At 69.8% G+C, this 25,573-nt stretch carries 14 protein-coding genes; 10 read left to right on the top strand and 4 right to left on the bottom strand.

Annotated features, from left to right (window positions below):
- The first annotated feature begins 26 nt into the window (after positions 1–26).
- Complete coding sequence (locus AB5J55_RS41130) at positions 27–656, top strand: DUF4352 domain-containing protein (protein ID WP_369275531.1); 630 nt, start codon at positions 27–29, stop codon at positions 654–656.
- 43 nt (positions 657–699) lie between these two features.
- Here the strand turns inward: AB5J55_RS41130 and AB5J55_RS41135 are convergent, their stop codons facing one another.
- The 3 genes from AB5J55_RS41135 to AB5J55_RS41145 form a co-directional block, all read right to left on the bottom strand.
- Positions 700–1,752: a YeiH family protein gene (locus AB5J55_RS41135; RefSeq protein ID WP_369275532.1), complete on the bottom strand. Its 1,053-nt coding sequence runs from the start codon at positions 1,750–1,752 to the stop codon at positions 700–702.
- A complete protein-coding gene (locus AB5J55_RS41140; protein WP_369275533.1) occupies positions 1,752–2,327 on the bottom strand; it encodes a cysteine dioxygenase in 576 nt (191 codons plus the stop codon). Before AB5J55_RS41140 ends, AB5J55_RS41135 begins: the two co-directional genes overlap by 1 nt.
- Before the next feature lie 83 nt (positions 2,328–2,410).
- A complete protein-coding gene (locus AB5J55_RS41145) occupies positions 2,411–3,316 on the bottom strand; it encodes a LysR family transcriptional regulator (RefSeq protein WP_369275534.1) in 906 nt (301 codons plus the stop codon).
- Positions 3,317–3,464: 148 nt separating this feature from the next.
- Between AB5J55_RS41145 and AB5J55_RS41150 the strand changes: the two genes are divergently transcribed.
- Positions 3,465–3,935 (top strand): GNAT family N-acetyltransferase, encoded by a 471-nt coding sequence (locus AB5J55_RS41150; protein ID WP_369275535.1) that lies wholly within the window; start codon positions 3,465–3,467, stop codon positions 3,933–3,935.
- Between the two features lie 247 nt (positions 3,936–4,182).
- On the opposite strand, the gene AB5J55_RS41155 is transcribed toward AB5J55_RS41150, so the two are convergent.
- Positions 4,183–5,130 carry a methionyl-tRNA formyltransferase gene (locus tag AB5J55_RS41155; protein WP_369275536.1) on the bottom strand — a complete coding sequence of 316 codons (948 nt, stop codon included), beginning with the start codon at positions 5,128–5,130 and terminating at the stop codon, positions 4,183–4,185.
- A gap of 249 nt (positions 5,131–5,379) precedes the next feature.
- Here AB5J55_RS41155 and AB5J55_RS41160 point away from each other — a divergent pair, with 249 nt between their 5' ends.
- From AB5J55_RS41160 to AB5J55_RS41195, 8 genes are all read left to right on the top strand, one after another.
- Positions 5,380–6,735: a lysine N(6)-hydroxylase/L-ornithine N(5)-oxygenase family protein gene (locus AB5J55_RS41160; protein WP_369275537.1), complete on the top strand. Its 1,356-nt coding sequence runs from the start codon at positions 5,380–5,382 to the stop codon at positions 6,733–6,735.
- A 94-nt stretch (positions 6,736–6,829) separates the two neighbouring features.
- Positions 6,830–7,888 (top strand): FecCD family ABC transporter permease, encoded by a 1,059-nt coding sequence (locus AB5J55_RS41165; RefSeq protein ID WP_369275538.1) that lies wholly within the window; start codon positions 6,830–6,832, stop codon positions 7,886–7,888.
- A gap of 74 nt (positions 7,889–7,962) precedes the next feature.
- Positions 7,963–9,009 carry a FecCD family ABC transporter permease gene (locus tag AB5J55_RS41170; protein WP_369276440.1) on the top strand — a complete coding sequence of 349 codons (1,047 nt, stop codon included), beginning with the start codon at positions 7,963–7,965 and terminating at the stop codon, positions 9,007–9,009.
- 39 nt (positions 9,010–9,048) lie between these two features.
- Entirely contained in the window at positions 9,049–9,891 is an 843-nt protein-coding gene (locus tag AB5J55_RS41175) for an ABC transporter ATP-binding protein (RefSeq protein WP_369275539.1), read from the top strand.
- 112 nt (positions 9,892–10,003) lie between these two features.
- Positions 10,004–11,062: an iron-siderophore ABC transporter substrate-binding protein gene (locus tag AB5J55_RS41180; RefSeq protein WP_369275540.1), complete on the top strand. Its 1,059-nt coding sequence runs from the start codon at positions 10,004–10,006 to the stop codon at positions 11,060–11,062.
- 2 nt (positions 11,063–11,064) lie between these two features.
- Positions 11,065–12,852, top strand: a complete 1,788-nt coding sequence (locus AB5J55_RS41185; RefSeq protein WP_369275541.1) for an ABC transporter ATP-binding protein — start codon at positions 11,065–11,067, stop codon at positions 12,850–12,852.
- A 59-nt stretch (positions 12,853–12,911) separates the two neighbouring features.
- Positions 12,912–23,885, top strand: coding sequence for an amino acid adenylation domain-containing protein (locus AB5J55_RS41190; RefSeq protein ID WP_369275542.1), 10,974 nt, complete (start codon positions 12,912–12,914; stop codon positions 23,883–23,885).
- Positions 23,872–25,572 carry an ABC transporter transmembrane domain-containing protein gene (locus AB5J55_RS41195; RefSeq protein ID WP_369275543.1) on the top strand — a complete coding sequence of 567 codons (1,701 nt, stop codon included), beginning with the start codon at positions 23,872–23,874 and terminating at the stop codon, positions 25,570–25,572. Before AB5J55_RS41190 ends, AB5J55_RS41195 begins: the two co-directional genes overlap by 14 nt.
- Position 25,573 lies beyond the last annotated feature (1 nt).

Raw genomic sequence — 25,573 nt, forward strand, 5'->3', positions numbered from 1 at the left:
GCCACCGATTCATGGGGGGATGCGCGATGCGCGCCTACATTCGCCGTGCCTGTGTGCCGGCAGTGCTGCTGTCCGCCGTTGTGTTGGCGGGGTGTTCGTCGGAGAGCGACTCGGGGGATTCGGTCGCAAGCCAGGAGCCGGCGGGCGAAGCACCGGCCGAAGGAGCGGCGGTCGACACGTCGGAGTCGGCGTCCTCATCCGCTCCCGGGCCCGTTCTGGAGGTCGGGGAGACGGGCGAGTTCGCCACTGGCGAGACGGACGAGTCCGGCGAGGACTACAAGGTCACGTCGACCATGTCCGTCAAGGTCGTCAGTGCGGAGTACGTGACTGCTGAGCAGGTGGACATGTCGAAGGAGCCGGAGAACGGTCAGTACGTCAAGCTGACGCTGACGTTGAAGAACGTGGGCGACGCTCCGGCGAAGATCATGACGTACGGCAGGATGGAGTGGGAGGACACCGACACGGCCGCTCAGGGCGCCTCCACGCTGGAGGGCATCGGCGACGGGCGGAGTGTCGACTCGTGGTACAAGCCCGGTCAGTCCGTCACAGGACATCTCATCCTCGACGTCGGCGACGAGGGTGGGACCGTCAGCTACAACGGGTCGGAGGATCCGAACGCTGAGGGGCCGGTGTTCTCCGTCAACCTCCCGGAGTAGGGGCGGCCTGGTCCGGGGGCGCAGCAGTCGGCGCGCACCTGCGTCACCGCGCGACAAGCAGCACCCCGGCGTACGAGACGCCTGCCACGACCAGCCATGCCGAGAGGCCCAGCAGCGCCGTTCGTGCGCCGGTGCGTGCGAGTGAGGGGAGGTCGACCGCGCTGCCGATCCCGAACAGGGCTGCGGCAAGCAGGAGTTCCTGCCCGGTGTGAGCGGCCTCCAGGACTTCGCCCGGCAGCAGCCCGGTGCTGCGCAGAGTCACCGCCGCGAGGAAGCCGACGACGAAGAGTGGTATCAGCGGTGCTTTCTTGCGGCCCGGCTTGCCCGCCCCGGCCACGTCACCGCTCGGGCGCCGCGTGGAAAGCGCGACGGCGGCGACGAGCGGTGCGAGCAGCGCCACCCGCACCAGCTTCACCAGCACCGCCTCGCCGAGGGCTGCGTCACCGGCGGTCTGCGCCGTGGCAACGACTTGGCCGACATCGTGCACGCTCGCGCCGATCCAGCGCCCGAACTCGGCGTCGCCCAGTCCCAGCGGCCCCTGGAGCAGCGGCAGTACGGCGATGGCGAGCGTCCCGCAGAGAGTGACCAGGGCCACCGAGGTGGCCGCGTCGCGTTCGTCGCTGCCCCTGGCCTCGCCCACCGCGCCTATGGCCGAGGCGCCGCAGATCGCGTACCCCGCGGCGATGAGCAGGGGCTGGTCCCTCGGCAGTCCCAGTCGCCGCGCCAGCCACCAGGTGCCGGACAGCGTGGCCATGACGACAGCCAGCGTCATGAGGACCGTTGCCCAGCCGAGACGGGCTACGTCGTCGAGGCCGAGCTGCAGTCCGAGAAGGACGATGCCGACACGCATCAGCCGCCTGCCCGCGTAGGCCAGTCCCGGGCGGGCGGATCCCCGTACCACCCTTCGCAGCCGGGGGAGGTGCGCGGCGAGGACTCCGAGCACCACGGCGACGGTGAGCATCGGCACGGCGGGAAGGAGCCGGTGGATGGCGAGGGCGAAGGCGAGGCCGCATGCGGCGAGGAAGAGTCCCGGGCGCAGGACGGGCGCTTCACGCACCCGGCTCCGTTGCGCAGGACGTTCCCTGAGGAGAGCCATCAGCAGTCGGCGGGCAGTTGGTAGACCCGCCGGACGCTGCTGCCGAGGCGGGAGATGTCCGCGCCGTAGACGTGCAGCGAGATCGCCGTAGAGGGGCCGGCGTTCCAGACCCGGTGGATGTCCCCGGGAGGGGCGAAGCCGCAGAACTCGCCCTGCTTGTTGACCACGTCGGTGGTGGCGACGAGCCTGGCGGCGCCGTCCGCCGCCGGGAGGAGCCGGTAGCGCCGCTCGCGTTCCTGGCCCTGGTGCACCCCCGTGGTGCACCAGGACACGTGGTCGTGGACGGAGGTTCCCTGGCCGGGCAGCCAGACGAGCGCGACGACGGAGAAGCTTCCGTCGTGCTCCGCGTGAAGCAGGTGCTGCCGGTACCGGGTCGGATCGCTCTGTCGCTGTTCCTCGGTGAGCAGGTCGGACGCGCCGAGGTGGGGTGCGAGACGTTCACCTACGAGGTGAGCGGTCAGGTCAGGTGGAAGGCCTCGCCCGACGTCTTCTCGTAATCCGGCGAGCAGGGCTTCAAGACGGTCGGTGGTGCGGGCCGCGGTGAAGGCACCCGGAGCGGTCGACGCAGAAGTCATACGCAGAGCGTCCGACCGCTCCTGCCATCACGTCCAACGACAGTTTCTTCGCATCTCCCAAGCAGCGCTTATGGATTGAGCGGTCAACAGCCCGTCTTGCTCGCCGCCACGGCCTTGAGTTCCTGGAGAACGAGCGCCGTGGCGGGGATGCGCAGGTGCTCCCGCAGGACGTAGGCCGAGACCTTGCGCCGGGAAGCGGGCTGGAGCGGCCGGCCGGCCACCTTGGCGCGGTGCATGAAGGTCAGCACCAGCGCGGGAACCATGGCCACGCCGAGCCCTTCCGCCACCAGGCTCTGCACCGCCAGGTTGTCGTCCGTGGTGAAGGCGATGTCGGGTACGAAGCCCGCCTCCTCGCACTCGTGCAGCAGGTTGGCCCGGCAGCGTGGACATCCGGCTATCCAGCGTTCCCCGTCCAGATCGGTGAGCTGGACGAACCTGCGCCGGGCGAGCCGGTGTCGGCTGGGCAGCAGTACGGTCAATTGGTCTTCCAGGAGCGGGGTCTCGACCAGATCGTCAGGGACGTGTTCGTGCAGTCCCGGGTAGGTGAACGCCAGGGAGATGTCGCACTCGCCCTGCGCCAGGCGCCGAAGCGATTCCGGGGGCTCGTTCTCCAGTAGATCGATGCGTATGCCTGGGTGGGCAGCCGCGAGACGGGCCAGAGCCTCCGGCAGGAGCGTGGAGTTGGCGCTGGGGAAGGAGCAGACACGGACCTGTCCTGCGTGCAGCCGGGCGAGGGCGTTCATCTGCTCCTGCGCCGCCGATAAGGAACCGAGTATGTCGCCGGCGTGCCGTGACAGCGTCTCGCCCGCCTCGGTGAGGCGTAGCCCGCGGCCCACCCGGACGAACAGCGGCATGCCGACGTCCCGTTCAAGAGCCTTCATCTGCTGGGTGATCGCCGGCTGGGTGTAGCCGAGAGCGCGTGCGGCAGCCGAGTACGAGCCGGTCCTCACCACTTCGTGAAAAGTTCTCACATACCGGGAATCGAACACCGCTGCATCATAGGGAATGCGAGGGCGCGGCGCTGCCGTCACCGTGTGCGCCGAGGACACCAGTTGGGTGGTGCGGCTCGCCGGCCTGGAACCGTGATCTAGTCGGATCGACGGCTTCAGGTAGCGATCGAGAAGGGTGGTTCGTGCCGTGGCAACCAACGGTGCCTGGCGGATCCGACGCGCCGAACCCGACGAGGCCGGCGAGCTTGAAGAGCTCCAGAACCGATCGTCGACTCACTGGGGGTACCCACCGGGCTACTTCGACTGGGCGGGTGATGCTCGGGCGATTCCGGCTGCCTATGTCCGGAACAACCCGGTCTTCGTCCTGGAGGAGGCCGGCAAGAGTCTTGGCTTCTACGCTTTCACCGAGGAGGACGGTGACCTGCTCCTGGACAAGCTCTTCGTTGACGCCGACGAGATCGGCAAGGGGTACGGCAAGCTTCTCTGGCAGCATGCGATCCAGACCGCGCGCGAGCTCGGGCGATCGGAGTTCATCGTCGGTTCGGATCCGAACGCCGCTCCGTTCTACGCAGCCATGGGGGCCGTGGAGTACGCGACGAAGCCGACCGCCGAGCCATCCTGGACCCTGCACATGTTCCGTTACACGCTCTCCAGCTAGCTGAGGGGCCGTCCGTCGTACCGCTCGCCGACCTGTCCGGCGAGGGTGTGGTTGTGCATCCGGGCGATTCCGAGCATGGCGCGGCCGGGCTCTCGGCGGTGCGGGATGACGCGGCCCTTGCTGTCCGGCCCCAGAAGGCGATCGCCGCCCTTATGGCCAGTCGTGTCTTGGCATCGTGCCGGGGCGGACGAGCGCCGCCGCGCGGACCGGGATCCGCGCGGCGGTGGATTCGTCGGCACACGAGCCGTCAGGGATGACTCGTGAGGTACCCGCCCATGGAGGTGAAGTACTCGGTCGCGCCCAGCTCCCGGCCGTCTTCGGTCCGTACGCGTGTGATGGCCAGGCCATGGTTGCGGCCGGTGCGGGCGTCGGCTCCGGTGACGATCACCACGCCGTCGCCCTCGCGGTAGAAGATGCGGCCGGGCGTGCCGCCGTACCGGCCCTGGGAGACCACGGCGGCGAGCACCTCAAGCCGCTTGCCCTTGTGGAAGGTGAAGGTGCTGGGGTACGGCTCGGACTGGGCGCGGATCAGGCGCTGGAGGTCCTCCGCCGGCCAGGTCCAGTCGATTCGGCTGTCCTCGATGGACCGCTTGTGGAAGAAGCTGGCCTGCGACCGGTCCTGCTTGGTGAACTCCGTCTGCCCGGCGGCGATGAGGTCGAGCGCGCCGATCGTGACCGGCGCGATGAGGTCCACGGTCTTGTGGAAGAGGTCGGTGGCGGTGTCCGTCGGTCCGACCGGCACCGCCTCCTGCCGGACGATGTCGCCGGCGTCGAGTTCGTCGTTCATCATGTGCGCGGTGACGCCCACTTCGGGTTCGCCGTTGATCAGCGCCCAGATCAGCGGGGAGAAGCCGGCGTACTTCGGCAGCAGCGAGTCGTGCACGTTCAGGGTGCCGTTGCGCGGGAGGTCGAAGATGCGCGGAGGGATCCACGTCCGCCAGTTGTTGGCCACGATGATGTCCGCGTCGGCCTCCTTGAGGCGCTCGAACAGCTCGTCGTCGTCCGGGCGGTTGCGGATCACCACCGGGACGCCGTGCTCCTCTGCGAGGTCGGCGACGGAGTCGCTCCAGATCTTCTCGTAGGCGTGCTCGCTCTTGGGGTGCGTCACGACCAGGACCACGTCGTGTTCGGAGTCCAGGAGGGCTTGAAGGGTGCGATGCCCCCAGGTCTGGTAGCCGAACATGACGACCCGCATGGGCTTCCTCCTCGAGGCAGGGATTTACCGAGGTCAAGTAAAGCAAGGCTTGCCTTAGTGCACAACGGGCCTATGTGGCCCGCCACTTGAGTCGCCGCTGATGCTTCGATACCCGCCTCGCCCCTATCGACAGCTTCACAGGATTAGCTTAGGCTCACCTAAGTTCTCGGTTTGCCGCTCCGTCGGCGTGCCCGCTCCTCGTACTTTCCCCACGCCTGACAGGCGACTGCCCCGCACGATGGGAGAGACATGTCACAGGTTCTTCCTGGTGACGCAACACCGGTTCACGACCTCATTGGCATCGGCTTCGGACCTTCCAATGTCGCCATGGCGATAGCCCTCAGCGAGCACAACGCACGAGCCGCAGGGCAAGAGGTGATCACCGCTCACTTCTTCGAGCAGCAGCCCTCCTTCGGCTGGCACCGTGGCATGCTCATCGACGACGCGACCATGCAAGTGTCCTTCCTCAAGGACCTGGTGACGCTCCGGAACCCGGCCAGCGAGTACAGCTTCCTCTGCTATCTGCAGAGCAAGGGGCGGCTGATCGACTTCATCAACCACAAGAACCTGTTCCCGCTGCGGGTGGAGTTCCACGACTACTTCGAGTGGGCGGCGGCCAAGGTCGAGGACATGGTCTCCTACGGTCATGAGGTCGTCGGCGTCGCGCCGGTCGTCCGTGACGGGGCCGTGGAGTACCTGGAAGTGACGGTCCGTTCGGGGGAGGGGCTCCTGGTCCACCGGGCCCGCAACCTCGTCATCGGTACCGGCCTGCGCCCCCTCATGCCGGAGGGCATGGAGCGCGGCGAACGCGTCTGGCACAACTCCGAATTACTGGCGAAAGTCGATGAGTTGGAGGGCACCTCGCCTTCCCGCTTCGTCGTCGTGGGCGCCGGGCAGAGCGCCGCCGAGAACGTCGCCTACCTGCACCGCCGCTTCCCCGAGGCCGAGATCTGCGCGGTCTTCTCCCGCTACGGCTACAGCCCCGCCGACGACAGCAGCTTCGCCAATCGGATCTTCGACCCCGCGGCGGTCGACGAGTACTTCGCCGCGCCCGAGAACGTCAAGCGCAGGCTGATGGACTACCACGGCAACACCAACTACTCCGTGGTGGACATCGACCTCATCGACGACTTGTACCGGCAGATGTACCAGGAGAAGGTCCTCGGCACCGAGCGGCTCCGCTTCCTCAATGTCTCCAGGCTCACCGACGTCAAGGAGACGCCGACCAAGGTCCGTGCCACGGTGACGTCCCTAGTCACCGGCGACGAGACGCCCCTCGACGCGGACGTCGTGGTCTTCGCCACCGGCTACAGTCCCGCCGACCCCATCGGCCTCCTCGGCGAGGTCGCCGATCGCTGCCTTCGCGACGACGAGGGCCGCGTCCGCGTCGAGCGCGACTACCGCATCGCGACCGACTCCGACCTGCGCTGCGGCATCTATCTGCAGGGCGGCACGGAGCACACCCACGGCATCACGTCGTCGCTGCTGTCGAACACCGCCATCAGGGTCGGCGAGATCCTGGATTCCCTCCTCGACCGGGGCCTCAAGTCGGCCGCCGACGAGGCCCGGACGGTCGCCGACGGAACCGGCAGCGCCGCTCGTTAGTCCGGCCCACTTGCCGTATGCCGCCAACAGGCCCGAATGTAGGGCATGTTGTGGGTGTGATCCTTCCTGAACCAAAGGGATGACGTACGTCGACATGGGCACGACTGCAGTCGAGCGCCCCGCGCTCAGGGGCACAGCACCGGCCCGTCGGCGACGGGTTGTGGGCTTGGGCGCGCTGTTGCTGATCCTCGTGATCGCGGGGTTGGCGTCGTTGGCCGTAGGTGCGCGCGCGTTGAGTCCTGCCGAGGTGTGGCACGGGCTGTTCGCGGCGCCGGACTCCGACCAGCGGCTCACCGAGATCAGGCTCATCGTGCAGACCGTTCGGGTGCCCCGGACGGTGCTCGCGATCGTCGCGGGCATCGCCCTGGGCGTCGGCGGGGCGTTGATCCAGGGATACACACGCAATCCGATCGCCGACACGGGCCTGCTGGGGGTGAACACCGGCGCCTCGTTCGCCGTGGTGTCGGTGATCGCCCTGTTCGGGTTCGATGATCCCTTCCAGTACGTCTGGTTCGCCTTCCTGGGGGCCGCGGCCGCCGGTGTCGTCGTGTTCGGGCTGGCGAGCATCGGCAGGGGGGCGGGCAACCCGTTGACGCTCGCGCTGGCCGGGCAAGGGGTCGCGGTGTTCCTCATGGCGATGACCACCGCGGTCGCGCTGTCGGACAAGGAGTCGCTGAACGCGCTGCGCTTCTGGAACGCGGGCTCCGTGGCCGGTGTCGGCTTCGACGTCATCTGGCCGGTCACCGGATTCATCGTGGTCGGGCTGGTGTTGGCGCTGACCACGTTGCCCGCCATCAACCTGCTCAACCTGGGGGACGACGTGGCGCGAGGGCTGGGCGTGAACATCGCGCTGAGTCGGACCGTCGGCATCACCGCCATCACCCTGCTGGCCGGCGCGGCGACGGCCGCGTGCGGCCCCATCGCGTTCCTGGGGCTCATGGTGGCCCATGTGGCCCGCTATCTGACCGGGCCGGACTACCGCTGGCTGGTGCCGTACGCCGGTCTGCTCGGAGCCGTGATCCTCCTCGTCTGTGACATCGTGGGCCGCTTGGTGGTGCGGCCGAGCGAGCTGGACGCGGGCGTCCTCGTCGCTCTGCTCGGCGCCCCGTTCTTCGCGGTTCTGGTGTGGCGCGGAAAGTTCAAGAGCGCATGAACGGGAAGGACTTGAGGGTGAACGGGCCGGACGTCAAGCCGAGCGGCGCAGACGTGCGGTCGAACCGGGCAGCCATGAAGCCGGCGGTGACGCCTGGCGTGCGTCTCGGAAGCGTCTCGTTCGTCTGGCGCCCCTGGATCGTCCTCGTCACGCTGCTGCTCGCCGCGGCGACCTTCCTCGTGTTCTGTCTGTCCATCGGGGTGGGGGACTTCCCCATCGGGCTGGACCAGGTGATCGCCACGCTCCTCGGCCGGGGTGAGCAGGTCGACGAGTTCGTCATCATGGACCTGCGGATGCCGCGTGCCCTGGCCGGGCTCGTCGTCGGGATCGCGCTGGGAGTGTCCGGGGCGATCACGCAGTCCATCGCCCGCAATCCGCTGGCCAGCCCGGACATCCTGGGGATCACCGGGGGCGCCAGCGCCGTCGCCGTCTTCCTGGTGACGGCGTCCGGTGGGACCGCCGCGGCGATCGCCAACTCCGTCGGCCTGTCCGCGGCGGCGCTCGCGGGCGGGCTCGGCACGGGTCTACTGGTGTACTTCCTGGCGTGGCGGCGCGGGATCGACGGCTTCCGGCTCATCCTGATCGGCATCTCGGTCAGCGCCGTGATGGAGGCGATCACGACCTGGCTGCTGGTCTCGGCCGACATCAGAGACGTGGCCCGGGCCCAGGCGTGGCTGGTCGGCTCGCTGGACGACCGGTCGTGGGACGAGGTGCGGGTGGCGATCTGGGGCACGCTCGTCCTCATGGTCGTCGTGACCTGTGTGTCCTTCCAGTTCAAGCCGCTGCATCTCGGCGACGACGTCGCCGCGGGCCTGGGTGTCCGGTACACGAGGGTGCGGGCGGTCCTCCTGCTGTGCGCGGTCCTGCTGGCCGGCGTGGCGGTGAGCGCGGCGGGCCCGGTTCCGTTCGTCGCGCTGGTGGCGCCGCAGGTGGCCATGCGACTGGCGAGGTGCCCGACGCCGCCGATGGTGGCGTCCGGCGTGAGCGGCGCCCTGCTGCTGATCGGCGCGGACCTGGTCGCGCGCACGGCGCTGCCGATCAGCCTCCCGGTCGGCGTGGTCACCGCCGCGATCGGCGGCCCCTTCCTTGTCTATCTGCTGGTGCGGGCCAACCTCAGATAGCCGGAGCAAAGGTCAGGAAGCGTGAACGGAGGGGGCCTGATGGGCGCTCAGCAGACAACAGCCGAGACCGAGACCGAAGTCGTCGACGCCGCACGGCTGGCAGCCAAGGGCATAACGGTCGGGTACGGCGCCCGGACGGTCATCGAGGACCTTGACGTGGCGATCCCGTCCGGCGTCGTCACCACGATCATCGGGCCCAACGGCTGTGGGAAGTCGACCCTGTTGCGGACGTTGTCGCGGCTCCTCAAGCCGACCAAGGGGACGGTCGTGCTGGACGGCGACGACATCGCCCGGCTCAGGACCAGGGACGTGGCGAAGAAGCTCGGCCTGCTGCCGCAGGCGCCGGTCGCGCCGGAGGGGCTGACGGTGGCCGACCTGGTCGCCAGGGGCCGCCATCCGCACCAGAGCTGGCTGCGGCAGTGGTCGTCGGACGACGCCGCCGTCGTGGAGCGCGCGCTGGCCATGACCGGGGTGGCCGACCTGGGCGACCGCCCCGTCGACTCCCTCTCCGGTGGCCAGCGTCAACGTGTCTGGATCTCCATGACGTTGGCACAGGGAACCGACCTGCTGCTGCTCGACGAGCCGACCACCTACCTCGACCTGGCGCACGCGATCGACGTGCTCGACCTGGTGGACGATCTGCACGAGTCGGGGTGCACCGTGGTCATGGTGTTGCACGACCTCAACCTGGCCACCCGCTACAGCGACAACCTCATTGTGATGAGGGACGGTTCGATTCTTGCGCAGGGGCACCCGCGTGACGTGATCGCCGCCGAGCTGCTGCACGAGGCGTTCGGTCTGCGCGCCATGGTGATCGAGGACCCGGCGGGGGACAGGCCGCTCATCGTGCCGATCGGTCGCACTCACGTCCAACTCCCGTAGATCCCGATAAAGTTGGAGAAGTTAGGCTAGGCTTACCTCATCTGGTCACGCTAAGGTTTGCCTGCCCTTAGACGGGGGTGCAGTGGAAAGCGCGAAAGCAAGGGGAATGCGGATGCTCCTCACAAGAACGACGCGTAAGAAGCCCGGGCGGCGGCTGGCAGCCGCACTGTCCGCCGCGACTCTCGGCGTCGGCCTCCTCGCGGGATGCGGTTCCGACTCGTCCGACTCGGCGGACAATGCGAGCGACAGCAACTCGACTGCAGCCGCCGGCGTATTCCCGGTCACCGTGGAGCACGCATTCGGATCCACGAAGATCACCAAGTCTCCCGAGCGGGTCGTCACCGTCGGCTACACGGACGACCAGACCGTCCTGGCATTCGGCATCAAGCCGGTCGGCATGACCGACCAGTACCCGAACCCGGCAGGCCAGAGCCCCGACATCAACACCCAGTGGCCCTGGGTGAAGGACAAGTGGGGAGACACCAAGCCCGAGGTCATCATGAAGAACGGTGACTCCGGTCCCAACTACGAGAAGATCGCCGCCCTGCGCCCCGACCTGATCATCGCGGTCTACTCCGAGGTCGACCAGGCAGCCTACGACAAGCTCTCCAAGATCGCTCCCACCGTCGGCCGCACCAAGACCGAGAAGGAGCCGTTCAGCGCGCCCTGGCAGGACAACGCGCTGCAGATCTCCAAGGCCCTCGGCAAGGCCGACGAGGGCGAGAAGATGATCGCGGACGTGCAGGAACAACTCGACGCGGCCAAGAAGGACCACCCCGCGTTCGGGAAGGAGACCGCCGTCGCACTGTCCTGGTACGAGAACTCGGTGGCGCCGTTCACCTCCACCGACGTACGCGGACGGCTGGTGTCGGGCATCGGCTTCAAGTACCAGACCGAGATCGACAAGGTCGCGGACGGCAGCTTCTACACCAAGCTCTCGCCCGAGCGCATCGACCTGGTCGACGTCGACCGCATCTTCGTGATCAACGACAAGGCGGACACGGACGCGCTGAAGAAGTTCAAGCTGTTCACCAACCTGGACGCGGTCAAGAACGGCAAGGTGTCGTACCTGCTGGACAGTGAGGGCCCGGCAGTCGGGGCGGCCATCTCCCAGGGCACCCTGCTCTCCATGCCGTACGCGATCGACGAACTCGTCAAGTCGGCCGGCTAGGTGTGAGCATCACCGACACGCGCGTCGCCCCGGCCACACTGCGCACGGCGACCGGACGCGAGGCCACCCGATGGGTAGCGGCGCACTGCCGCGAAGTGCCCTGGCTTTCGGTCGCCACCGTGCTCACCACGGTGGCCGGGGCGGCCCTGCAGGTGCTCCCTGTGCTCCTGCTCGGCCGCGTGGTCGACGGGGTGGTCGAGGGCGAAGAGCGTTCGATCCTGGTCACGATCGGGGCGTTGATGGTGGCCGCCGCGCTGCTCGGCGCGGCGGCCACCGCGGTGTCGACCTACCTGATCGGACGGCTGGGGGCGGATCTGCTGGCGCGGTTGCGCGAGGGCGCCGTCCGGGCGGTCCTCGGGATGCCGAGCGCACGGATCGAACAGGTCGGCCGGGGAGACGTACTTTCCCGGGTCGGTGACGACGTGGCCGTCATCTCCAAGGGCATCCGTACGGCCATCCCCACGGTGTTCTCGGCCGGAGTGCTGGTCGTCATCGCGACGGTCGGCATGTTCGGCCTGGACTGGCGGCTCGGCCTGGCCGGCGCGGGCGCGCTGCCCGCCTACGCGCTGGCCCTGCGCTGGTATCTGCCCCGGTCCGCCCCGCTCTACCGGAAGCAGCGGGCCGCCCAGGCCGACCGCGCACAGGCGTTGATCAGCGGTCTGAACGGCATCGACACGGTCCGGGCGTACCGCTTGGAGGACGCCTTCCGCGACAAGGTCACCAGCGAGTCGTGGCGGGTGCGCAATCTCGGCATCGAGGTGTTCAGGTTCTTCGGCCGGTTCGTCGGCCGGGAGAACCGCGCCGAGTTCATCGGGTTGGTCCTCATCCTCGTAGTGGGATACGCCCTGCTGGAGGCCGACGCCGCCAGCCTGGGCGAGGTGTCGGCGGCCCCCCTGCTGTTCCACCGGCTGTTCGTCCCGCTCGGCGCCATCATGTTCACCTTCGACGAGGCACAGAAGTCGGGCGCGAGCCTGACCCGCCTGGTCGGGGTGCTGGAGGAGCCCACCGAGGACCGGCTGGTGGGTGACACCGCTGTCGAGGCGGCCGGCGCCGGGTCGTACCCGGTGACGGTGGAGGGGCTGACGTTCCGCTACCCAGACGCCGAGGAGCCGGTTCTGCAGGATGTCAGCCTCACGATCCCGGCCGGCGGTTCGCTCGCGCTGGTGGGGGCGACGGGCGCGGGCAAGACGACGCTGGCCGCGCTGATCGCGGGCATCGGCACACCGCAGTCCGGGTCGGTGCGCGTCGGGTCGACCGACCTGGCCGGTCTGGACGAGGCAGCCGCGCGCGCCTTGGTGAGCATCCTGACGCAGGAGACGCACGTCTTCTCCGGCCCGCTCGCCGACGACCTGCGGCTGGCCGCACCGGACGCGACCGACACCGAGCTGACGGACGCCTTGCGCACGGTCGGCGCCGACCGGTGGGTCGATGCCCTGCCCGATGGGCTGAACACCCTGGTCGGGGAGGGTGGCGAGCGCCTGGACGTCACCAAGGAAGCCCAGATCGCCCTGGCCCGACTTGTGTTGGGCCGCTCGCCCGTCGTGGTGCTCGACGAGTCGACGGCCGAGGCGGGCAGCGAAGGCGCCGCGGAGCTGGAGCGGGCCGTGCTGGCCGCGTGTTCGGGCCGGACCACGTTGTTCGTGGCGCACCGGCTGACCCAGGCGATGGCAGCGGACCGTATCGCGGTACTGGACGCGGGACGAGTGGTCGAGCAGGGCACGCACGAGGAGCTGGTGGCTCTGGGCGGCCGGTACGCACAGCTGTGGCGGGCCTGGCGAGAGGGCAGTTGAGCAACCCCTGATGTGAGTTGGGCCGACTTTCGTACGGTGGAAGGAACGCGGAGTCTTCGATGATGGAACCGAGCGCTCGTCACGTACTGCTGTCCCCGGGGCAACTGGCCGCCGTATGCCGGCGAATCGGCGACCATTCCGACCGGACCATCGCCGAAGCGTGCGCCATCGGGCTGTCGTACTGGGCGACGGGTCTCGGCCCCGACGGCATCGACCTCACCGCCGGCACGCTCTTCACCGAAGTCCTCGGATGGGTCGACAACGGAGGGGACGGGCCCGGAGGTTGGGAGGTCGGCGCGGACGGGCGGAGCATCGCCGTCCCGGACGGAGTCGCGCTCGCCGAGGCACAGCTCGCGCTGGACGACCTGGCCGACTTCCCGGACCGGCCCCTCGGGACGATCGGTCCGTCCAGCGTGGCGGCGCGGCTCGCAGCCCTGGCCGAGTGGAACGACACCCAGGCCGAGCGGGTCCGTCCGACCATTGTGGAGATGTTCCGCGAGCAGGCGCGGACCCGGCCGGACGCGGTCGCCCTTGTCGACGAACACCGCTCACTGACTTACCGGCAGGCAGCCGAGCTTTCCGGACAGTTGGCCCACCATCTGATCGACCGAGGATTCGGCGCCGAACAGGTCGTCGGCATCTCGCTCGGCCGCTCCGCCGACATGGTGATCGGACTGCTCGGCGTCCTCCAGGCGGGCTGCGCCTTCGTACCGCTCGATCCGCAGTGGCCCGCCCCGCGCCGGGCCGTCGTCATCCAGGACGCCCGGGTCGTGGTGCAGCTCAACGACTCGGGGGAGCACGCCCCGGACGAACCGGAAGCCGTGGCCGTCGACTTGGACGACTGGAGGTTCAGCTCCTGGCCCACCGAGGGACCCGAGGTCACCGTCCTCGGAGACGCCCTGGCATACGTGATCTTCACCTCCGGGTCGACCGGGCGGCCCAAGGGCGCGATGATCCGGCACGAGGCGATCAGCGAGCGTCTGCTCTGGCAGGTCAACGAGATCCTGGGCTTCGGACACGACGACGCGTCGCTGTTCAAGGCGCCGCTGTCCTTCGACATCTCCATCAACGAGATCTTCCTGCCACTGGTGAGTGGTGCCCGGCTGGTGGTTCTGCGGCCCGGCGGCGAGCGCGACCCGCACCACCTGCTGAGCGTGATCGCCGAGCAGCGCGTCACCTTCACGTACCTGGTGTCGTCCATGCTGGACGTGCTGCTGGAGATCGCGGGCGACTCCGACCGCCTGGACAGCCTGCGGCACGTATGGTGCGGCGGTGAGGTGCTGACCCCGGAGCTGTACGAGCGGTTCCGCACCAAGCTCGACATCCCCATGTACCACGGCTACGGCCCGGCCGAGACGACGATCGGCGTCTCTCACGTCATCTACCGGGGCGCGGCGGAACGCCTGTCGACGTCGATAGGCAAGGCCAACCCGAACACCCAGCTGTACGTACTGGACGACGAGTTGCGCCCGGTCCCCGTCGGCGTCGGCGGCGAACTCTACGTAGGTGGCTTCCTCCTGGGGCGTGGTTATGTGGGCGCGCCGGGCCTCACGGCCTCCCGATTCGTCGCCAACCCCTTCGCCGACGACGGCTCCCGGCTCTACCGCACCGGTGACCTCGCGCGGTTCGCCCCGGACGGGTCGCTGGACTTCCTCGGCCGGGCCGACAACCAGATCAAGATCCGCGGAATGCGGCTGGAGATCGAGGACGTCGAGGTCGGTCTCGCGGAGCACCCCGGTGTGCGGCACACCTGCGTCGTCGCGAAGAAGAACACGGCGGGCGGCACCTACCTCGTGGGGTACGTCATCCCGGCCGCCGGGAGCGAGGACCTGCGAGCCGACGAGGTCAAGGCCTGGGCCACTGAGCACATGGTCGAGTACATGGTGCCCGCCCACATCGTCGTCATGACGGAGTTCCCGCTCACCGCGAACGGCAAGCTCGACCGGAACGCATTGCCCGAGCCGGTGGTGGGAACGGGCTCGCTGAGGCAGCCCACGACCGAGAACGAGCGAGCGGTGTGCGCCGCGGTCGCGGCAGTACTGCGGCTCGAAGAGGTGGGAGTCGACCAGGACTTCTTCCAGCTCGGTGGCGACAGCATCCTGGCGATCTCGCTGCTGAGCGCGCTGCGCGACGTCGGGCTCTACGTCACGGCACGGCAGATCTTCACCAACAGCACCGTAGGGGCGCTGGCGGCGGTGGCGAGCCGTGAGGACACCTCCGCGGTGGACCGCCGTGATGTCGCGACCGGTTCCGTCGTGGGCTCGCCCATCGTGCAGTGGCTCGGTCGGACCACGGACGCGATCGACGGCTTCGTGCAGTCGGTGGTGCTCAACACCCCGGCGGACCTGACCGCCGACGCCCTCGACGCGATTCTCACCGCCCTGGTCCGGCGCCACGACATGCTGCGCGCCAAGCTGGTGCGCGGTGAGCGCTGGAGCTTCAACATACCGGAGGCCGACGAGGCCGTCGCCGGGTGGCAGGAGAGCGACCGGCCCCTTGACGAGTGCGTCGCGCTCGCCACCGCCGGGCTGGACCCGGTGGGCGGGGTGATGCTGCGGGCCGTATGGCGCCGCGTGGCACGACAACTCGTCCTGGTCGCCCACCACGTGGTCATCGACGGCGTGTCCTGGCGCGTCCTGATGGAGGACCTGGCCACCGCCTGGCGGCAGTTCACCCCGGGTGCGCCGATCGAGCTGCCCCCGGTGGGCACGTCGTTCCGGCGCTGGACGCAACTGCTGGAACGCGCCGCGTTCGACGCGGACAGCTCCTACTACTGGCGTCCCCTGCCAGGGGAGGACGGGCCGGTGAGCAGGCGTGCCCTGTCCGCCGCCGACACCGTCGCACACGAGCGGATACACACCGTCTCGGTCGGCCCCGACGTCACGGCCCGGCTGCTCGGCGAGATCCCCGCGAAGTTCCACGCAGGCGTCAACGACGTCCTGCTGACCGCGCTCGCCGTCGCCCTCGCCCGATGGCGCCGCGACCTCGGGCAGTCGCAGACCTTCGCGCACATCGAACTCGAAGGCCATGGCCGCGAGGGACAGTTCGTGGCGGGCTCCGCCGGCTTCGAGCCGGAGTTGTCGCGGACCGTGGGCTGGTTCACCACGCTGTTCCCTGTGATCGTGGACCCCGGTGCGGCGGCCGACCTCACGGCGCCCGAGTACCTGGCCGCTGCGCTCAAGGCGGTCAAGGAGAACCTCGCCGAGGTGCCGGACAACGGAGTCTCGTACGGCGCCCTGCGCTACCTGACCCGCACCGAGTTCGACGCTCCCGCACCGCAGGTGCTTTTCAACTACCTGGGCCGCTTCGACGCGAGTGCCTCGGGGGACTGGCAACTCGCGGGCACCACAGGACAGTTGGGTGAGAAGCGTGACCCGAGGATGCGCCTGCCGCGTCCCCTGGAGTTCAACGCCATCGCCGAACCCGCACCCGCTTCCACCGGCGAGTACGAACTGGTCACCAGCATCTCCTGGCCCGACGGCATGTTCTCCGACGAGGACATCGCGACCCTGGGCGAGTACTTCCGGGTGGCGCTGACGGGACTGGCCGTGCTCGAACAGGGCGGCCATTCGCCCAGCGACTTCGCCCTGGTGCCGCTCACCCAGGCCGATGTCGACGACCTGGACAGCCCGGTGCTGCGGGACATCCTGCCGTTGACTCCGCTGCAGGAGGGGTTGTACTTCCACTCCGTCTTCGATGACGACTCCGCGGGCGCCTACGTCGAGCAGCAACTCCTGACGCTGGACGGCGACGTGGACGCCGACCGGCTCGCGGCGGCGGCCACCCGCTTGCTCACGCTGTACCCGAACCTGGCGGCGCGGTTCGTGGCACTGGCCGACGGCCGTGTGGTCTCCGTGCTGGAGAGCGGTGGGGAGGCGCCCTTCACCACCCTGGACCGCCCCGGCATCACCGACGCCGAGATACGCGAGTACGCCGAGCGGGACCGCCGCGCCGGATTCGACCTGGCCACCGGTCCGCTGATGCGGTACACCCTCATCCGCGCCGGCTCCGGTCGCACGGTCCTGGTGCAGACCGTGCATCACATCATCGCCGACGGCTGGTCGGTTCCGCCGATGCTCCGCGCGCTGCTGGCCGAGTACCACGCGCCGGGCACCGTGTACCCGGTGGGCGGCTTCCCCGATTACGTGCGCTGGCTCGCCGGACGGGACGCCGACGAGAGCGACCGCGTCTGGGGCGAGCAACTCGCCGAGCTGCCCGGCCCCTCGCTGGTCGCCGAGGGGCACACCCCGTCCGACCGGTTCACCGACATCGCCGTGGAGCCGGAGGACGACATCGACGCCGCCGCCCGCTCGGCCGGCGTGCCGCTGAGCGTCGCCGTCCACAGTGCCTGGGCCGTGACGCTGGGCGGCATCCTGCACAGCACGGACGTGGTGTTCGGTTCGACGGTCTCCGGGCGGGACGCCGATGTGCCCGGCATCGCGGACATGGTGGGTCTGTTCATCAACACGATCCCCGTGCGCGCCGGTTGGACCGGAACGACCACGGCGGGCGACCTGCTCGCCTCGGTGCGGGAACACCAGAGCGCGGTGCTGCCGCACCAGCACGTGTCACTGGCGCGGATCGGCCGCCAGGCCGGCTCCGGGTCGCTCTTCGACACGCTCGTGGTGTTCGACGTCGCGACCGACGTCGACGGGCTGCGGCGCCAGGACGACACGCTGGTCATCACCGGCATCGTGAATGAGGGCGCCCCGCACTACCCGTTGACGCTGGTGGTGGAGCGCGCACTGGATGGCCGTCCGCGCTTCAACCTGATCCACGACGGTGAGCTGCTGCGGGAGGCGAGCGCCCAGGCGATCCTGCGCACGTTCACCGCGACGCTCACCGGCCTGCTCGCCCGCCCGGACGCCCTGATCGACGACCTGGCGTCCGAGAGCGACCGGCCACCCGCGCGGATCACTCCGACGACCCTGGGCGGACTGTTCGACGCCGCCGCGCACCGCGACCCGGCCGCCATCGCGCTCACGCAATGCGGTCTCGACGGCGGAACCCGGTCCTTGACGTACGGCGAACTGGCCGCGGCGAAGAACCAGTTGGCCTCGACGCTGCGCACGGCTGGTGTCGGTCCGGGCAAGCGGGTCGCCGTCGCCGTGCCGCGTTCCCTGGAGCAGGTCGCCGCCCTGGTCGCCATCGTCAGTGCGGGCGGCGCGTACGTGCCGCTGGACCTGGCGTACCCGGACGAACGGCTGGAGTACATCCTCGCCGACGCCGCTCCGCAGGTCGTTCTCGTGCACCGCGAGCAGCGGGACCGTTTCACTGAGCTGCTGGCCAGGGCGGGTGTGTCGGCCCGGGTGCTTGTGCAGGGAGACGAGCTGCCGGTGGGGGACACCACCGAGCCCGAGGTGAGTTGGCACGACCCTGCCTACGTGATCTACACCTCCGGATCGACCGGCCGGCCCAAGGGCGTCGTCGTCCCGCACTCCAGCGTGGTGACGCTGCTCGCCAACACCCAGCCCGACATGGACTTCGGCCCGCACGATGTATGGGTCCAGTTCCACTCCTTCTCCTTCGACTTCGCGGTCTGGGAGTTGTGGGGCGCTCTTGCGTACGGCGGTGAGTTGCTGGTGCCGGAGTACGGGCTGACCCGTTCCCCGGTCGACTTCCACCGGCTGGTCCGCGAGCGCGGGGTGACCGTCCTCAACCAGACTCCGTCGGCGTTCTACCAGTTCATCGAGGCCGACCGGCATGCCGACGAGCCCCTGCCCACCCTGCGTCGGGTCATCTTCGGCGGCGAGGCGCTGGAGCTCGGGCGGCTGCGCGGCTGGGTCGACAGGCACGGCACCGGCTCGCCCGAGCTGGTCAACATGTACGGGATCACCGAGACCACCGTCCATGTCACCCACCGGGTGCTGACGGATGAGGACTTCGGGCTGGGCGACGACGTGAGCCCGATCGGCGGGCCGATTCCCGGCCTGGTCACCTACCTGCTCGACGACCGGCTTCGGCCGGTCCCGCCGGGCCGGGTGGGTGCCATCTACGTCGCCGGTGACCAGGTTTCGCTCGGCTATCTGGGCCGGCTGGGGCTGACCGCGAGCCGGTTCGTGGCGGACCCGTTCACAGGGGACGGCTCCCGCATGTACCACACCGGCGACCTCGCCCGCCGCACGCTGGACGGCGAGCTGGAGTTCGCCGGACGCGCCGACGATCAGGTCCAACTCAAGGGGTTCCGAGTCGAGCTGGGCGAGGTGGAGTCCGCGGTCAGAGAACTCGACGGCGTGGTCGACGTGGCCGTCACCGTGGCGGACAGCGGCGACTGCTTGGTCGCGCACGTCGTGGGTGGGGTGCCGGGTGACTTCACCGAGTCGCTGTCCAGGAAGCTGCCGGTGCACATGGTGCCCGGGCGGGTGTTGCCGGTCGACGCGCTGCCGTTGACGGTCAACGGGAAGCTGGACCGCGAGGCTTTGGCGCTGCGCTCCGAAGACAGTGCCACCACCGCGGCGGCGTTGTCAGCGGCCCCGCCCGGACCGGTCGCGCCCCGCGGCGGAGCCCCAGATCGATACAGCCCCGCGCCCCTCCAGGGACGAGGCGGTGACTCCGCGCTCGCAGCACTCGTCGGCATCTTCACCGAAACCCTGCCCGGCACCGCGGTGGACGCCGACACCGACTTCTTCCGCGCCGGCGGCGACAGCATCGTCGCCATCACCGTCATCAACCGGGCCAGGGCGCTCGGCCTGGCGATCGCGCCCCGCGACGTCTTCCTGCTCAGGACCCCCCGCGCGCTCGCCGAGCACCTCACCACGAGCGCACCGCGGGCCGCCGCGCCCACCGCGGCCCGCCGCGAGGACGGCCCCCTCATACCCACGCCGATCATCCTGCGCCAGCGCGAACTGGGCGGATCCCTCTCCCGGTTCGCCCAGGCCAGGACACTCGTGGCCCCGGAGGGCACCGGCTTCGCGGACGCCGAGCGCGCGGCGAACGCCGTCGTCGCCGCGCACCCGATCCTCCGGCTCCGCCTGCGAGTCGAGCACGGGGTCTGGGCCCTGCGCACCGAACCCCACCACGACGTCACCGTCGTACGGCCGGACACGCCCGATGCCACGGCGGCGGCGAACGAGGCCGCCGATCGCCTCGCCCCCGAGTCCGGGGACGTCATCGCGTTCGCGTGGCTGCAGTCGACCCGGACCCTGGTGGTCACCGTGCACCACCTCGCCGTCGACTCGGTGTCCTGGCTGGTGCTCCTGGACGACCTGGCCACGGCCCTGCGCGGGGAGCCCCTGGCACCGCCGACCACGTCCTACGCCGAGTACGCCGAAGCCCTGACGCTGCACTCGGCCCACGCGATCGACGACCTCGGGCACTGGGTCACCACGCTCCAGGCGCCCGCGCTGCTGCCCGCAGTCGCCGGGCTGCGCGAGACAACGGTCGTCCTCCCGCCCGACGTGAGCGACCGCGTCACCCGCACCGCACCCGCCGCACTCGGAGTCGGTATCACCGAGTTGCTGTGCGGCGCCCTGCGCACCGCACTGACCCGCATCCAGCCGACGCCCACCGACCTCGCGATCGAACTGGAGCGACACGGCCGGTTCCCGGCCCTCGACCACCACGACTACACCCGCACCGTCGGCTGGTTCACCTCCATCGCGCCCGTACGGCTCACCGCGCACACCGACCCCGTCGCGGCGGCCCGTGAACTCGCCGACCGCCAGCCGGACGAGCGCGCACATGTCGCCTACGGGCAGCTCCGGTACCTCAACCCGCAGACGACCCCGCTGCTCACCGCCCGCCCACAGGTGCTGTTCAACTACCTCGGCCGGGGCAGCGAGTCCCAAGCGCTGCAGATCACCGGTGGTGGCCAGGGCAGCCCGTACGCCGTCGAGGTCAACGCATGGCTCGACGAGGCCACCGGTAGCCTGCACGCGGCCTTCACCCTCGCCGAGGGCATCCCCGACGAGATCACCGAGCACTGGCACAGCGCACTGGAACGCATCGCGCAGGCCTCCGCGACAGCCGAGCGCACCGCGCCCGTCACCCCGCTCCAGCGCGGCCTGTTCTTCCAGGCCCAGATGGCGGGCTCGGCCGGACACTACGTCGCGCAGAGCTGGTTCACCTTCGACCGGCGTCTCGACACCGACGCGCTGGCCGAGGCGATGGCGTACGTGATCGCCCGGCACCCGGTCGTGGGTGCCGGCTTCACCACCGACGACGACGGCAACCCCGTCCAGACGCTCGCGGCGGGCCGCAGCGTCGAGGTCCGTACGATCGCCCTGTCCACGGAGGCGGAGGTCGACGCCCTGCGCGTCCGTGACCGCGACATGGGATTCGATCCCGGCGAGCCGCCGTTGATCCGGATGACCGTGGTGCGGCGCCCCGGCGACCGCGACGGCCTGCTGCTGAGCTACCACCTGCTGCTGTGGGACGGCTGGTCCCGCGAGATCGTCCTCAGGGACCTGTTCGACGCCTATCAGGCCGTCCTCGCGGGCGAGTTGCCGGTACCGACCCCGGCCACGCCGAGCTTCGAGGATCACGCCCGGGCGCTCGACGCCAAGGACGTGGCCGTATCGGAACGCTTCTGGTCGGATCAGCTGGCCGGCCTTCCCGGCCCGACACTGCTCGCCGGACCGACGCCGACCCTCACGGACGCCCTGCCGCGCGCCCTCGTGCGGACACTGCCGGCCGAGCAGTCGGACCTGCTGCGGGAAGCGGCCAAGGTACACGGTGTCACGCTGAACTCGGTGCTGACCGGGGCCTTCGGCCTGCTGCTGGGTGCCCGCACGGGCCGCAGTGACGCCGTGTTCGGCGTGACCGTCTCCGGCCGGGAGGGCGAGGGGCTGGCCGACATCGTCGGCGTGCTGCTCAACACCGTGCCCATGTGGACGCGAGCGAGGCCCGGCGAGACGGTCCGGGAGTACCTGTCGGCCGTGCAGACGGCCAGGGTCGAGGCGATGGAGCACGAGCACATGGGGCTCGGTGAAATCCAGCGGGCCAGCGGACACGACACGCTGTTCGACAACTTGTTCGTGCTTCAGAACTTCCTGGACATGGACGCGTTCGCGGAGATGAACGCCCGGCACGGCATCACCTCGGTGAAGGCGGATGACTCCACCCACTATCCGTTCACCTGGGTCGTGACGCCTGGCGACCGGCTTACGGTCAAGCTGGAGTACCGCGACGAGGACGACGAGAGCGCCCGGCGCCTCCTCGACGACTATCTGCGCGTACTCGAAGACCTGGCACGGGCGACCGGACCGGTGGGGGCGCTGCGGGGGCTGGGGCCGCAGCCCACGCCGGCCGAGCGTACGGACGTCGGCACGGACACCGTCGTCGACCGGTTCGACCAGGCGGCGGACCGTGACCCGCAGCGGGTGGCATTGGTCGCCCATGGCTCGACCATGACCTTCGCCGAACTGCGGGACCGCAGCCGGGCGGTGGCCGGTGTGCTCGCCGCGCGTGGCATCGGTCCCGAGACGACCGTGGGTCTCGCGATCCCGCGCTCCCTCGACTGGATCGTCGCGCTGTTCGCCGTCCTGCGCGTCGGCGCCGCCTACGTGCCGCTGGAGCTGGACCACCCGGACGAGCGGATCGCGGCGATCGTCGAGGACGCCGGCCCGGACGTGATCCTCACCGTGAGCGCCGTATCCCCCCGCCTGACGGGCGAGCTGCTCGAGTTGGACCGTCCCCTGCCGGCTGCCGAGCCGTTCGTGACGTTCGCGCCGGACGACCCCGATCGGCTGCGGCACCCCGCGTACACGATCTACACCTCCGGATCGACCGGTAAGCCCAAGGGCGTGGTGACCGAGTACGCCGGGCTCACCAACATGCTGATCAACCATCAGCGCCGGATCTTCGAACCGGTGCTGGCCGAGCACGGGCACCGGATCTTCCGGATAGCGCACACCGTGTCGTTCGCGTTCGACATGTCGTGGGAGGAGCTGCTGTGGCTCGCCGACGGGCATGAGGTGCACATCTGCGACGAGGAGTTGCGCCGCGACGCGCCCCGCCTGGTCGAGTACTGCCTGGAGCACGGCATCGACGTCATCAACGTGACGCCGACCTACGCTCAACAGCTGCTCGCCGAGGGCCTGTTGGACAGCCCCGATCGGCGTCCGCCGCTGGTGCTCCTCGGTGGTGAGGCGGTCACGCCGACGCTGTGGCAGCGGCTCGCCGAGACCGAGGGGACGGTCGGCTACAACCTGTACGGACCGACCGAGTACACCATCAACACCCTGGGCGTCGGCACCTTCGAGTGCGAGGACCCGGTGGTCGGCGTGGCCATCGACAACACCGACGTGTACGTGCTGGACCCGTGGCTGAGGCCGCTGCCGGACGGCGTCCCCGGCGAGCTGTACGTCTCGGGCATCGGCATCGCGCGGGGCTATCTCGGGCAGCCCGCCCAGACCGCGCACCGCTTCGTCGCGTGCCCCTTCGGCGAACCCGGCGAGCGCATGTACCGCACGGGCGACCTCGTGCTCCGGCGGCCTGACGGCAATCTGACGTACCTGGGCCGCACCGACCAGCAGGTCAAGATCCGGGGCCACCGGGTCGAACTCGGCGAGGTCGAGGCCGTCTTCGTCGCCCACCCGGCGGTCCGGTTCGTCGCCGCGGTCGCCCAGCCCGACCCGCAGGTCGACGGCGCGTACCGGCTGGCGGCCTACCTCGTGCTGGACGGCGCGGATCTTGCGACGGTGGCCGCCGAGGTGGGTGCCGGGCTGCCGGACTTCCTGCGTCCGACGCACTACGCCCAGGTCGACAGCATCCCTCTGACGGTGAACGGGAAGGCTGACACGAAGGCGTTGCCGGAGGCCAAGCCGCTCGGCGCGCTGACCACGGCGGGGGAGCGCGGTCCCGAGACCGAGACCGAGACCGTGGTGTGCGAGTTCTTCGCCGAGGCACTGGACCTGGACGATGACGAGGTGAGCGCGGTGAGCGACTTCGTGTCCCTGGGAGGGCACTCCATGCTGGCGGTACGGCTCAACGGACTGCTCCGCCGCGAGTACGGTCCTGTGATCACGATCCGAGACCTGTTCACCCTGCGAACCCCGGAAGCGATTGCCCGCCACCTCGATGACAACTCCTGACACGCAGCGACCCCGCCCGGGGTCCGACATCCTGCGGACCGCCCTGCGCCGCAACGTCGGCGCCATGGTCTGGGGCACCGTACTCATGGGCCTGTACCAGGCGGGCGAAACGGCCTTCCCGATCGCGCTCGGCCTGATCGTCGAGCACACGATGCAGGACCGGAGCCTCGGTTCGCTGGGCCTGTCCATCGCCGCGCTGGCCGTGATCATCACGACCGTGTCGCTGTCGTGGCGGTTCGGGATGCGCGTCCTGCAGAAGGCCAACACGACCGAGGCGCACCGCTGGCGGGTGAGGGTCGCGGCCTGCGGACTCCAGCCGGTGGCCAGGGACGTCGACCTCAAGTCCGGCGAGGTACTGACCATCGCCACCGAGGACGCCGACCAGACCGCCGACATCATCGAGGTGGTGCCGCTGCTGATCAGTTCGCTGGTCGCGGTGGTCGTCGCGGCGGTCGCGCTGGGCCTGGCCGACCTCCGGCTCGGCCTGCTGGTGATCGTGGGCACCGTCGCGATCATGTCCATCCTGAGCGTGCTGTCCAGGCGGATCGGCTCCAGCACCCAGGAACAGCAGGCCCGGGTGGCGCGGGCGGGTGCCAAGGTCGCCGACCTGATCACCGGCCTGCGTCCGCTCCACGGCTTCGGCGGCAACCACGCGGCGTTCAGCTCCTACCGGAAGGTCAGCACCGAGGCGAAGCTCCAGGCGATCACCGTCGCCAAGGTGAACGGCGCTTACGCGGGCACCGCGCTGGCGCTCAACGCGGTCCTCGCCGGCGCCGTGACCCTGACAGCGGGCTGGCTGGCCTTCGACGGGCAGATCAACATCGGGGAACTCGTGATGGCGGTGGGGCTGGCGCAGTTCATCATGGAACCGCTCAGGCTCTTCTCGGAGATGCCGAAGTACGTGATGATCGCGCGTGCCTCGGCCGAGCGGATGGCGTTGGTGCTGACCGCGCCGCCGGTCACGACGCCGGGGCCGGAACGCCCGGCCGAGGGCGGGGACCTGGAGCTCGACTGCGTCCGGCACGGGACATTGCGCGACCTGAAGTTCCAGGTGTCGCCCGGGGAGTTCGTGGCGATCGCCGCCTACCAGCCGCGGGCGGCGGCCGACCTCGCTTCGATCCTGGCGGTCAACGTCCCGCCGGACGCGTACGAGGGAGCGGTGCGGGTCAGCGGACAGGAGCTCGCGGACCTGTCGATCGAGGCGGTCCGCGCGCACATGCTGGTGAACCCGTACGACGGCGAGATCTTCGCGGGCACGCTCCGCACGAATATCGACCCGTCCGGCACCAGCGGGTCGGTCCCCGAGGCCGTCGAGGCGTCCATGCTGACGGACGTCGTCGCCCTCCACCGCGACGGCCTCGACTACGGCGTCCGCGACCGCGGCGCCAACCTCTCCGGAGGACAGCGCCAACGGCTGTCCCTGGCCCGGGCGTTGGCCGCCGACGCCGACATCCTCGTCCTGCACGACCCGACGACCGCTGTCGACGCGGTCACCGAACAGCTCATCGCGCGCAACGTCGCGAAGCTGCGCCGGGGGCGCACCACCGTCGTGATCACCAGCAGCCCGGCACTCCTGGACGCCGCCGACCGTGTCCTCGTACTCGACGACGGGGTCATCACGGCTGAGGACACGCATCGGAACCTGCTGTCCAACGACGCGGACTACTGCCGGGCCGTGGCTCGGTGAC

It is taken from the genome of Streptomyces sp. R11 (assembly GCF_041051905.1).
Taxonomy (GTDB): domain Bacteria; phylum Actinomycetota; class Actinomycetes; order Streptomycetales; family Streptomycetaceae; genus Streptomyces.